At 51.2% G+C, this 10,995-nt stretch carries 11 protein-coding genes and 1 pseudogene; 6 read left to right on the forward strand and 6 right to left on the reverse strand.

Going from position 1 to position 10,995, the window contains the following annotated elements:
- Positions 1-40: 40 nt before the first annotated feature.
- Entirely contained in the window at positions 41-1,888 is a 1,848-nt protein-coding gene (locus V2P20_RS03310) for an LTA synthase family protein (protein WP_331816099.1), read from the reverse strand.
- 176 nt (positions 1,889-2,064) lie between these two features.
- On the opposite strand from V2P20_RS03310, the gene fae reads away from it, so the two are divergent.
- Positions 2,065-2,616: a formaldehyde-activating enzyme gene (gene fae, locus V2P20_RS03315; protein ID WP_194970768.1), complete on the forward strand. Its 552-nt coding sequence runs from the start codon at positions 2,065-2,067 to the stop codon at positions 2,614-2,616.
- A 123-nt stretch (positions 2,617-2,739) separates the two neighbouring features.
- On the opposite strand, the gene V2P20_RS03320 is transcribed toward fae, so the two are convergent.
- Entirely contained in the window at positions 2,740-3,243 is a 504-nt protein-coding gene (locus V2P20_RS03320; RefSeq protein ID WP_331816101.1) for a DUF1269 domain-containing protein, read from the reverse strand.
- A gap of 274 nt (positions 3,244-3,517) precedes the next feature.
- Between V2P20_RS03320 and V2P20_RS03325 the strand changes: the two genes are divergently transcribed.
- The 4 genes from V2P20_RS03325 to V2P20_RS03340 are packed head-to-tail and all read left to right on the forward strand — an operon-like array spanning position 3,518 to position 6,935.
- Positions 3,518-4,141: a paraquat-inducible protein A gene (locus V2P20_RS03325; RefSeq protein WP_331816103.1), complete on the forward strand. Its 624-nt coding sequence runs from the start codon at positions 3,518-3,520 to the stop codon at positions 4,139-4,141.
- Positions 4,138-4,755, forward strand: a complete 618-nt coding sequence (locus V2P20_RS03330; RefSeq protein WP_331816105.1) for a paraquat-inducible protein A — start codon at positions 4,138-4,140, stop codon at positions 4,753-4,755. Before V2P20_RS03325 ends, V2P20_RS03330 begins: the two co-directional genes overlap by 4 nt.
- 2 nt (positions 4,756-4,757) lie before the next feature.
- The gene (locus V2P20_RS03335) at positions 4,758-6,341 is read left to right on the forward strand and encodes an MlaD family protein (RefSeq protein ID WP_331816107.1); all 1,584 of its coding nucleotides are present in this window, start codon (positions 4,758-4,760) and stop codon (positions 6,339-6,341) included.
- Positions 6,342-6,347: 6 nt separating this feature from the next.
- Complete coding sequence (locus tag V2P20_RS03340) at positions 6,348-6,935, forward strand: PqiC family protein (RefSeq protein ID WP_331816109.1); 588 nt, start codon at positions 6,348-6,350, stop codon at positions 6,933-6,935.
- Here V2P20_RS03340 and V2P20_RS03345 read toward each other — a convergent pair.
- The 3 genes from V2P20_RS03345 to V2P20_RS03355 all read right to left on the reverse strand — a co-directional run bounded on the left by V2P20_RS03345 (position 6,906) and on the right by V2P20_RS03355 (position 9,603).
- Positions 6,906-7,700 carry a transglycosylase SLT domain-containing protein gene (locus V2P20_RS03345; RefSeq protein WP_331816111.1) on the reverse strand — a complete coding sequence of 265 codons (795 nt, stop codon included), beginning with the start codon at positions 7,698-7,700 and terminating at the stop codon, positions 6,906-6,908. The two genes, V2P20_RS03340 and V2P20_RS03345, sit on opposite strands and share 30 nt — an antisense overlap.
- A gap of 203 nt (positions 7,701-7,903) precedes the next feature.
- Positions 7,904-8,503 carry an NUDIX domain-containing protein gene (locus tag V2P20_RS03350; protein ID WP_331816112.1) on the reverse strand — a complete coding sequence of 200 codons (600 nt, stop codon included), beginning with the start codon at positions 8,501-8,503 and terminating at the stop codon, positions 7,904-7,906.
- A complete protein-coding gene (locus V2P20_RS03355; RefSeq protein ID WP_331816113.1) occupies positions 8,503-9,603 on the reverse strand; it encodes a PQQ-dependent sugar dehydrogenase in 1,101 nt (366 codons plus the stop codon). Before V2P20_RS03355 ends, V2P20_RS03350 begins: the two co-directional genes overlap by 1 nt.
- Positions 9,604-9,737: 134 nt before the next feature.
- Here V2P20_RS03355 and htpX point away from each other — a divergent pair, with 134 nt between their 5' ends.
- A complete protein-coding gene (htpX, locus tag V2P20_RS03360; protein WP_194970759.1) occupies positions 9,738-10,616 on the forward strand; it encodes a protease HtpX in 879 nt (292 codons plus the stop codon).
- A gap of 261 nt (positions 10,617-10,877) precedes the next feature.
- On the opposite strand, the pseudogene V2P20_RS03365 reads toward htpX, so the two are convergent.
- Positions 10,878-10,943, reverse strand: a pseudogene (locus tag V2P20_RS03365) (IS200/IS605 family transposase); the annotation flags it as partial.
- Between the last annotated feature and the right edge of the window lie 52 nt (positions 10,944-10,995).

The raw sequence follows: 10,995 nt of genomic DNA on the forward strand, positions 1-10,995 counted from the left end.
CAATGGACGGCCATCGGGCCGCCCTACTACGCTTGTAGCTTTATCTCGTTTTCTTGGTCTCTTCTTCCTGCTTGGCCGTAACATCGGCTGTTACAGGCTCAGAAATATCCTCCTCAATGGCCGGATGCTTGGGGCGGGTAAATTGGCGGCCTATGAACAAATCATTACCGACCACCAGCACGTCACGCAGCCAATCGGCGGAAGCCTGGCAGCCAGCCGAATAAGGCGGCTCCTTGCAGAGATCCACTTTCCCGTCGTGCGCAAGGTTGAAATGCAGGCCGGGCAATGGCCGCACCCGCATATCCGGCATGGAGTCGGTATAATCCATGATGGTCGGCTCGTTGAAATTCAGCAGGTTCAGTACGAACTTGGGCACCTGATAAAGCGGCATGCTGCCGAATTTAACCGGCCCGCGTTTGCCGTCGATGATCAGCATCGGCGTGCTGACATAAAACCTGAACATATCGGGCGTAAAGTCGCTGCGATTGGCCGCCAGCACGCCTGAATCGACATAGCCGGCAAAATTCTCGCCCAGAAAAGGCAAGTGATCGCCAAACAATACAATAATGCCGTCCGGATCGCGTTTGCGCATTTCGTCAATAAAACCCATCATTTCCCTGGATTTGTAATAGACCGTATTGCCATAGCTCGATACTTCCTCTACAGGCGAAGGCGATGATACTTTATTGGGCCTGTTTTCGCTTAAAGGGTAATTCCAATGCCCAAAATAAGTCACGATGTAATCCAGAATCGGCTGCTTCGCATCCAGAGACGGCTGGATTTTTTCCATGACCTGGCGGTACAGCGATACATCGGACAGGAACTCGCGGTTCATATCGTCCAGGACGAAATCCTGTATCGAATAATAAGTCTGGAAACCGATGCGCCGATAAGCGTTCACGCGATTCCAGAATACCGGCACGTTGGGATGGGACGCTATCGTTTTATAGCCGTTTTCGGCAAGGATATGCGGCAGGCAAGGCACATCGTTCAGCAACTGGCGCTCGAATTTGACGTTATCCTTGACGACCGGAAACCCGCACAGGACTTCAAACTCCGAATTGGCGGTAAAGCCGCCGAATACCGGCGATAGCGCATGTGAATAGCCCGCGCTTTTCCAAAGCTTGCGAAATTCCGGCGACAGCGGATTCTGCTTGTATTTCGCTTTCTTCAGTTCATTCGGGTCCCAGAAAGACTCCAGCAGGACGAGATGCACATTGCGCGGCGTAAACGACTGGGTATCGGCGACTTTTTTCGGCGCTGCCGTCCGCAGTTTTTCGGCGGACTCCAAAGCTCTATCCAGATCAGGCACCACATCGGCCTCGACAATGCGGCGCGCGCTCTCCTGAATGGTATAAACCGTAGCGCCGTGCCAGACATAATTGGAACGCTGATCCCAGACCGAATTGCCGAAGAATTTATCGAGAGGATCGACAATCAGCTTGGGCTCATAGGTCATGGTAATGCCGAAAAGAAACACGACCAGGCTGGCGATATAAGAACTCCAGTGCCGCATGGTAAAGTTATACAGCAATAAACCGGCGATGGCGGCCAGCGGCACGGCTGCGGCAAAGAACCGCCAGCCTTCGAGGATCAGCAGCAGGGAATGCAGCGCATAAATGTCATCCGGCATGATCGGGCCGCCAAAAAAAGATATCTTTATGGCGTTGCCGACATAGAGTATGCCCATCACCAGGGCTTGTATCACCAGGAAGATCCATAGGCGTCTTGAAAAGGTGAAGAGTATGTAACCGATAATGACTTGCAGCAGGTAATCGTAAGGTATGGCTTTAAAGTGGAACTCTACATCGAACTTAAAGACGCTGATCAGATAATACAGCGCATAAAACACCGTCGTGGAAATAACGGGTAAAAATTTTAATAACATAGTGATTAAAAAGTAGGATTTCTGGAAAGAGTCAAATAGATTGCTGATTGGTCTCAGCCTATTATAACCATCCTTACTGCACGCTGAATCATCTTCATCTAATTTTCATTATTGCCGGCGTCTCTTTATCCGTCATAGAATGCCCGTTTCTTATACTTTAAATTTTGGGGGTTTCAATGTCAGATACAATTTGGTTCAGAACCGGTGAAGCGACGGTATTTTCCAGCGAAGGTCAAGGCACGGACGCGATGCCTGAGATCCTGATTGGCGATGTCAAAGGGCCGGCAGGCCAGGCGTTTGCCAATCTGATGGGACAGACCGAAGGCCATACGCGCATGTTTGCCATTCGCGCCTGCAATCAGCAGGTGCGCCCTGCCACCATCATGGTGCCTAAAGTCACTATCAAATCCAGCGCTTATGTGAATCTGTTCGGCGGCCCTGTGCAGTCCGCGGTGGCTGACGCAGTGCTGGACAGCGTGATTGAAGGCGTTATTCCGGCTGATAAAGCCAATGATTTGTGCATTATCGCGATGCTCTGGATCGCCCCTGAATGCGCGGCGGACCCGGATGTGGATCGCAAGGATTTATACCGCACCAACTATGAAGCCATGAAGTTGGCTATTTCGCGCGCCATGAGCAATTCGCCCAGCATTGAGGAATTAATTGCCAACCGCAATAAAATTGTTCACGAGATGTACGATCCTGAAACTGGCGAGTCTCAGTGGTAATTTTGGATTGATGGACTTGGCTCCCATTCTGCTGCGCGGGATGGGAGCCATCTTTATCCGTTAGGCAGAATCGATTCCATACCCTCAAATTCGGCAGTCGGATGATGCTTAAGAATGTTTTGTTTAATATCCGCTAGGCAGGATCGGTTCCATACCCTCAAATTCGGCAGTCGGATGATGCTTGAGAACTTTTTGCTTAATATCCTCTATCCGTTCGCGGGGGATATCGATTAGAACGAGCAATTCACCTTTTTCAATGGCATCTTCAAACTGTTTCAGCTTGGTATTTCCGACATTCATGCCCATCAGGCCGCCTCCCAGCGAACCAATGGTTGCGCCAGCCATGATGGCGCCCAGTATGGCGCCTCCTGCGATCACAAATCCGGAGAAAGCCAAACCCGCCAGACCGGCTAATAATCCACCGGTGCCGCCCAAGAGAGCGCCTCGTTCCAAAGCCGGAATAAAATCCGTTTTCTGCAATAGGGAGGCTTCAGGCATATCCTGTAGCGGCGTATCCCGTTTGGCGAGTACATGGATATGCCGTTCTTCTATACCTTCAGCACGCAGTTCGTCGACAATTTTATGGGTCGTTTCAATATCAGGAACTAAAAAGTATATTGTTCTCATGATGCTTCCAACTCAAGTCAGATTAAACAATCCGGATTTCTGCTTTAACGACAATAAAACTGGAACTAAAATCCGTTATTTTATTATGATGAAAAGACGATTTTTATCAATTAGTGCGACTACTTAAGCTATCTTTGTGCATTCTCTGGAAAATTCTCCCGCCGAAAATGCAGAATACGGCAATGTGTCACTCAAGCTGCTTGCAGGTTCATGTTATACTTAGCAGTTAATGTCTCAGCTTGATCGCCAATTACCCGCTTAAAACAGTTGGACCATGAGTAGAATTGAACTTGATGCCTGCGCCGAATGCGATTTGTTATTGAATCCGGCCCAGCCAGCCATGGGCGACAAAGCGCAATGCCCCCGTTGCGGTTACTTGCTCCAGCGCCCGCGCAAACAAAGCATCGAGCGCACCTTCGCACTGTCGATCGCCGGACTGATACTGATTTTTCCAGCCAATCTATTGCCGCTGGTCGGCATAAAAGTGCTGGGCAACACGCGAGACGGTACGTTATGGTCCGGCGTGGCAACGCTATACCAGGAAGACATGTGGGCTGTCGCCATACTGGTGTTCTTATCCAGCATACTGTTCCCCTTGGTTAATATTGTGCTGTCTCTGCTGGTGAGCGGCCATCTTTATTTCCGGAAACCGAACCGGTTGCTGCCGCGCTGGATGCGATGGCTGCAACACATTGAAGAATGGGCCATGCTGGAGGTTTACACGCTGGGCATTATTGTCGCCTGCGTCAAGCTGGCATCGATGGCTGAGCTCAGATTCGGCTTCGGCCTGTATGCATTTGTCACTTTATTGATCGTTAACGCCATGCTGGCCAGCAGCCTGGATCAATACCTGTTCTGGCGCCGTATAGAACAGCTGCGCCCTAAGCATTCCCCATGAAAAAAGAAGTAAGCGCACTGGCGCAAGGCCTTATCCGCTGCCATGACTGCGGCTGTTTGACAAACATCTCGGCGGCTGGCCGGCCTTCGCATTGCCGGCTTTGCGGCAGCTCTCTGCATGCGCGCCTGCCGAACAGCCTGCAGCGCACCTGGGCGCTGTTGATCAGCGCATTTCTGCTTTACATTCCGGCCAATCTTTACCCGATCATGACCGTTACCCAATTGACTGCCGGCGAACCGCACACGATTATCGGCGGCATTATCGAACTGATCAAAGGCGGCATGATGCCCATCGCCATGCTGGTCCTGGTCGCCAGCATTCTGGTGCCGCTGCTGAAACTGCTTGGCATCGCCTTGCTGCTGCTGTGTGCGCATTACCGCTGGCAGGTCGACGCCCATAAATGGACAGTCATGTATCGCATTATCGCCTTTGTCGGCCGCTGGTCCATGCTCGATATTTTCATGATTTCCATCCTCGTTTCTCTGGTCGATATGGGCGGCATTGCCCGTGTTATTGCGGGGCCTGCGGCCACGGCATTCGCGGCCGTCGTGGTGCTTACGATGCTTGCGGCCAAAAGTTTCGATCCACGCCTCATCTGGGACAACCAACATTAAGTATGAACAGCTTTAACGATTCTTACGACGCCACAGACGTAGCGCTCAACAAAAAATCCGAACTACCGCTGGTATGGTTCCTGCCGCTTATCGCGTTGCTGGTCAGCGGCTGGCTGATCTATAAATCGCATATGGAAAAAGGGCCGGTTATCACGATCACTTTCCCTACGGCGGAAGGACTGGAAGTCGATAAAACCAAAATACGCTATCTTGATGTCGAGGTCGGCAAAGTAACAGCTATTTCGATCAATGACGACAACAAAACCATTCGCGTGACGGCGCAGATGAACAGCACAGCCGCCGGCTATCTGAAGGAAAACACCAGTTTCTGGGTAGTAAGACCTCAGGTCGGCCTAGGCGGCATCTCGGGATTGGGCACGTTGCTGTCCGGGCCTTATATCGGCATGAACCCCGGCAATGGCCGCAAACAGGAGCATTTTACCGGACTCGTCACGCCGCCCTTGCTGAAAACCCATGTCGACGGCAAACAGTTCATACTGGAAACCAGCAATCTGGGCTCGATGCGCCCCGGCACGCCGATCAATTTTCACGGCATTATCGTCGGCGAAGTGCTCAGCCATGAGCTGTCCGCCGAGGCCAATGCCATACGCTTAACCGTATTCATCAATTCCCCTTACGACCAGTTTGTCAGAAAAAACACGCGTTTCTGGATAGACAGCGGCGTCGACTTATCGGCCGGCGCCGACGGCTTTAAAGTCAGAACCGGACCTTTGATCTCCCTGTTGAGCGGCGGCATCGCTTTCCGGGCATCGGCTCAGGATAAGACCACTGACATCCAGCCTGAAAACACGCTGTTTCAGCTGTATGATACCTATGAGCAGTCAACCCAGACTGTCTACAAAAATACGCTGAAATATGTCATGTATTTCAAGGGCTCGCTGCGCGGTCTGACGGAAGGCGCGCCGGTGCAGTTGCGCGGCATCCCGATCGGCAAGGTCACCGGCATCAATCTGGAAGTCGACAAAAAAACCATGGAAATACGCGTGCCGGTCATCGTGGAACTGGAACCCGAACGTATCAAGGAAGTGAACAGTCAGCCGGGGGTCAGCGACGAGGACATGATGGCAAGACTGATCAGAAAAGGCTTGCGCGCGCAATTGCAAACGGGCAGCCTGCTGACCGGCCAACTCCTTGTCGACCTGGATTTTTATCCGGACAGCAAAATTGTCCTGAGCGACAACACGACGCCTCACCCCCAGTTCCCGACAACGGCCAGTTCCATGGATCAATTTACGCAGTCGGCCAATATCATCATGAATAAAGTGGCCAAATTGCCGCTGGACAAATTGACCCAGGATATCGACACGACGCTGATATCGCTGCAGGGCACATCGAAAGCGGCAACCGACATGCTCAAGTCGGCCAAAGGCACGCTAGGCAACGCTGACCATACCATTACCTCGGCCCAGCAGGTGCTAAACACCTTTGAACCTGGCTCCACGGCGCGGTACGAACTGGAACAACTGCTTCGCGAGCTTTCGCAGGCGGCCAGTTCGGTCAGGCAGCTGTCCGATTTTCTGGAACAGCATCCGGATTCATTAATTCGCGGCAAGAAAGAGGAATAAATGCCCATGAAAATTTCACACTGGCTATTGATCGGCAGTCTGTTGTTGCTGTCGGCCTGTGCCTCGACGCCACCGACCCGTTTTTATGTACTGGACCCCTTCGGCAAGCCGCCTGCATCAGCGACAGGCATGGAAAAACAACGCCTGATCGGCGTAGGCCCCGTCTCTATTCCGGCGCTGATCGAACGTCAAAAGATAGTGACCCGAAAGGCGGACAACAATATAGAAATCGCCGAATTTCACCAATGGGCTTCGCCGTTAAAAGAGAATATCACTCAGGTATTGACGCGCGACCTTGCGCTGCTGATGCCTGACGATGTTGTCCGGTCCTATCCTTGGGGCGCATTCGGCTCAGTGGATTACCGCATTATCGTGGATGTCGTCCGGTTCGACACGCATCCCGGCCGTTCCGCCAATCTGGAAGCCGGCTGGGCCATCATGAATGAGAAAAATCACCAAATACTGACTCACGGCCATTCCAGAATTGAACAGCCGCTTTCCGATACATCATATACAGGCACCGTCAATGCGTTGAGCGCTCTGCTCGGTGAATTCAGCCGGGAATTATCGCTGACGCTGGCCAAGATAAAATAGATCACCTTCACCCCCAGGCATGCTCCTTAAGACGGCCTGATGTATCGGAGCAATATTTCCAATAGGCTTTGCCGGAATCGGATGCGTCGTTTTCTTATATAAGGCCTGTATGCGCCTGACGTAATTCCGGGTTTCTTCATAAGGCGGCACGCCCTGATAGCGCTCGACCGCCTCTTCGCCCGCGTTATAGGCAGCCAGCACCAGTTCGACATTGCCGGAGAAATGATGGATCAGCCAGCTCAAATAAGCCGTGCCGCCGGTAATATTCTGAACCGGATTCCATACATCCCTGACGCCAAAGCGTTCAGCAGTAGCCGGGATCAATTGCATCAGTCCCTGCGCATTTTTACTGGACAGAGCCTTTTGATTGAACGCCGATTCAGTCTGGATGACGGCCAGCACCAGATTGGGATCGATGCCATAGACAGGCGCAATTTTATTAACCCAGGACTCGACAAATTTTCGGCCGGGACTGTCAATAAAAGCTGAAGGTGTGAATTTCGGCTCTGGGTTACAGACTGAGTTATAAAAGGCTTCAGCATCCTGATAGTCTTTTACCATGCGGCGGGAATAGGCATCGCCCATATCAGCGGCCCTGCGGTAATACTTGAAGGCTTTCCTGCAATCCTGTTGAACGCCGCGGCCTTGTTCGTAAGAGACGGCCAGTTTACGCACACTTGCCGACATCCGATCAGCTTCGGCCGCATGCCCCCATACACTAGGAAAGGTTAAAAGTCCGACAATCAATACCTTGTTCCTGCTCATACCACTCTCCACACTCTGTTGCACGAGATTGATCTGGGGCATATGGCATGCCAGACCGGTGTGTCCTGTTTTTTATACTATTGAGTATAAGTACATAAAAAATCGCTGACTGAATAATTGCAAAAACTTGTTGATACTTAACTTGATGTTATTTATTAATAATTTAATGATTTATATATTTTTAATAAGTCGCACAGCAAAAATTATTTAACCCATTTCTGCCGAAGCTTTGGCCTGTTCAAGGCCAGCCACTGGATGGCGAGGATGGGAATGGCGGATTCAATCAGACGGTCTTCCAGCATCTGATAGACCTCATCAAAATGCACGGCGCGCACCATGATGTCCTCGTGCTCATGGTCCAGGCCATGAATGCCGCCGACATGGGTGCTGTCGACCTTGCCGCAGAACAGGCTAATCCATTCGGAAGAGCCGCCGGGAGTGGTATAAAATCCATTAATCAACATTAATTCCTGAATTTCACAGCCCGCTTCTTCCATTGACTCGCGATAAGCGACTTCCTCAGCCGTTTCGCCTTCCTCTATGGCACCGGCGACAATCTCCAGCATCCAGGCTTTCTCGGGCTGCAAAATCCCCCCTACTCTGAATTGCTCGATCAGCACGACTTTATCGGCATCGGGATCATATAACAAAACGGCTACGCAATTACCGCGCATAAACAGCTCACGGTCAATCGCCTCGCTCCAGTCGCCGGCGAACAGGGTATGCCTCAAACGGTACTTTTCCAGCCGGAAAAAGCCCTGGTAGCCGACTTTCCTGTCGATAATCTCAAATTGCTTTTTCATTATTTTTTGTATTCCACTCTGTAAATAACGCCCAGTTTATCGTCGCTGATCAGTATACTGCCGTCCGGCATTTCCAGCACATCCACCGGACGCCCCAACACTTTGCCCTGTTTAGTCAACCAGCCGCTGACAAAGGGCTGTTCTGTAACGGGCTTGCCCTGGCTGAATTTTATCAGGGCAACGCGATAGCCTACTGGCGCGCTGCGGTTCCAGGAACCGTGCTCGGCTACAAACAATTGATTTTTATACTCGGCCGGAAACTGTTTGCCCTGATAAAAACGCATGCCTATCGCAGCCATATGCGCTTTGATTTTCCAGACTGGTTTGGTGAATTCCTGACATTTTCTATCGCCGGCAAACTCGGGGTCCGGTATATCATCGCCATGACAATAGGGAAAGCCGAAATGCTCGCCTTTGACAGACCATTTGTTGAGCTCATCGGGCGGTATGTCATCGCCCATGTAGTCGCGGCCATTATCTGTAAAGTACAGCGTTTTCTTGACCGGCTCCCAATCGAAGCCGACAGTATTCCTGATGCCGCGAGCGATAATTTCAGCTCCGCTGCCATCAGGATTCAGCCGTCCCAAAGAGGCATACATTTCTTCTCGAGGGTTACAGATATTGCAGGGTGCGCCGACCGCCGTGTAAAGCTTGTTGTCCGGCCCAAAGCGCAGGTACTTCCAGCCGTGATGCTGATCCGAGGGCAGTTTATCGTAGATGGTGACCGGTCTGGGCGGATTGTCCAGGTGCTGGCTGATATTGTCGAAGCGGATAATGCGATTGACTTCGGCCACATAAAGCGCGCCATTTTTATAGGCTACGCCGTTGGGCATGTTCAATTCCCTGTCGATGACGTAACGTTTATCGGCGACGCCGTCGCGATTGCTATCCTGCACAGCATAAACGTAACCTTGCTGCATCGTACCGGCAAAAACGGTTCCATTGTCGCCTAGCGCCAGAGAGCGGGCATTGGGGACATCATCGGCAAAAATAGAGATACGAAAACCGGGCGGCACTTGCAGTTGTTTGATGACATCCTGATAACGTCCCGATTGTGGAAATACCAGGCCGGCATTAAACAGAAGCAGGCCGAACAACATTATTCTCTTAAAAAACATGATGATGCCCTCCATTATTAAATTAATATTTATATTTTCATTCCCCAACTCTATTGAATTAATTTATTCCGTCCCTATATCATTGGCAACCTCTCAATCTTCAAGGACTTTTTATCATGAAGCGTATTCTTCTTTTTCTGGCTACCAATATCGCGGTAATGCTGGTCATCAGCATTATCTTTAACCTTTTGGGCCTGGGCGGCGCTCTGCATGCGCGCGGCGTAAATCTGGATCTTAACTCCTTGCTGATCATTTCGGCAGTTTTCGGCATGACAGGTTCAATAATTTCTCTGCTCATGTCCAAGTGGACCGCCAAAAGCGCCATGGGCGTTCATGTGATTGAATATCCGCAAAACCAGACTGAACAATGGCTGGTCAACACCGTTGCCAAACAGGCCAAGCAAGCGGGCATCGGCATGCCTGAAGTCGGCATCTTTCAGGCTCACGAACCGAATGCATTCGCTACGGGCGCGAACAGAAACAGCGCGCTGGTCGCCGTCAGCACCGGCCTCCTGCAAAACATGAACGCCGACGAAGTCGAAGCGGTTGTCGGCCACGAAATCAGCCATGTCGCTAACGGCGATATGGTCACGATGGCATTGATGCAGGGTGTGGTCAACACGTTCGTTTACTTTTTCGCTACCGTGATCGGTCATGTGGTCGACCGCACGATCTTCCGTAACGAGGAAGGCGAAGGCTACGGTCCGGCTTATTACATCGTGCAGATGGTCGCGCAAATCGCGCTGGGCTTCCTGGCCACCATGCTGGTCATGTGGTTCTCGCGCTACAGAGAATTCAGGGCCGATGCGGGCGGCGCCAATCTGGCCGGCCGTCAAAAAATGATCAGCGCGTTACGGGCTTTACAACGCGGAGAACAGGAAGATCTGCCTGGCCAACTGGCCGCTTTCGGCATTAACGGCGGCGGCGTGCAAAAATTGTTCATGAGCCATCCTCCGTTGGAAGAGCGTATTGCAGCGCTGCAAAATCAACGCTGATTTTATTCACCCAAGCCGGACAGTACGCTGTCCGGCTTTCTTATAAGTTCCTGCCAAATTTTTCTATCGTCGCCAACCAATACCCCTTTTGGCTATAGCATAGTTTTGGAAATCCGATCGGCTTTCTTTAGCAAAGCAGGAATTCTGTATTCACCGTGCATGGATTTAATATGATCCTTCGCCTCAGTTAATGGTATTCCAACGCTGGTGATATAGAGCGGCTTTTTACTTGCTCCTCTATAGAGTTCACATTCCTGGGCATTTTGTTACCCAAACAAAGTGGTATTCAATTTGGTAAACCGTATGGCTGCCGTATCTATAGTCCATTGCCACCTCCTTGGCCAGATTATCGCAGCTAAAGCTGACCGGCTAAAGCCGG

Source organism: Methylobacter sp. Wu1, assembly GCF_036553575.1.
Lineage (GTDB): Bacteria > Pseudomonadota > Gammaproteobacteria > Methylococcales > Methylomonadaceae > Methylobacter.

Bases quoted from the DNA above. Each gene is read 5' to 3' on its own strand.
- V2P20_RS03310 (WP_331816099.1), bottom strand. From the start codon at position 1,888: ATGTTATTAAAATTTTTACCCGTTATTTCCACGACGGTGTTTTATGCG.
- fae (WP_194970768.1), top strand. From the start codon at position 2,065: ATGTCAGATACAATTTGGTTCAGAACCGGTGAAGCGACGGTATTTTCC.
- V2P20_RS03320 (WP_331816101.1), bottom strand. From the start codon at position 3,243: ATGAGAACAATATACTTTTTAGTTCCTGATATTGAAACGACCCATAAA.
- V2P20_RS03325 (WP_331816103.1), top strand. From the start codon at position 3,518: ATGAGTAGAATTGAACTTGATGCCTGCGCCGAATGCGATTTGTTATTG.
- V2P20_RS03330 (WP_331816105.1), top strand. From the start codon at position 4,138: ATGAAAAAAGAAGTAAGCGCACTGGCGCAAGGCCTTATCCGCTGCCAT.
- V2P20_RS03335 (WP_331816107.1), top strand. From the start codon at position 4,758: ATGAACAGCTTTAACGATTCTTACGACGCCACAGACGTAGCGCTCAAC.
- V2P20_RS03340 (WP_331816109.1), top strand. From the start codon at position 6,348: ATGAAAATTTCACACTGGCTATTGATCGGCAGTCTGTTGTTGCTGTCG.
- V2P20_RS03345 (WP_331816111.1), bottom strand. From the start codon at position 7,700: ATGAGCAGGAACAAGGTATTGATTGTCGGACTTTTAACCTTTCCTAGT.
- V2P20_RS03350 (WP_331816112.1), bottom strand. From the start codon at position 8,503: ATGAAAAAGCAATTTGAGATTATCGACAGGAAAGTCGGCTACCAGGGC.
- V2P20_RS03355 (WP_331816113.1), bottom strand. From the start codon at position 9,603: ATGTTGTTCGGCCTGCTTCTGTTTAATGCCGGCCTGGTATTTCCACAA.
- htpX (WP_194970759.1), top strand. From the start codon at position 9,738: ATGAAGCGTATTCTTCTTTTTCTGGCTACCAATATCGCGGTAATGCTG.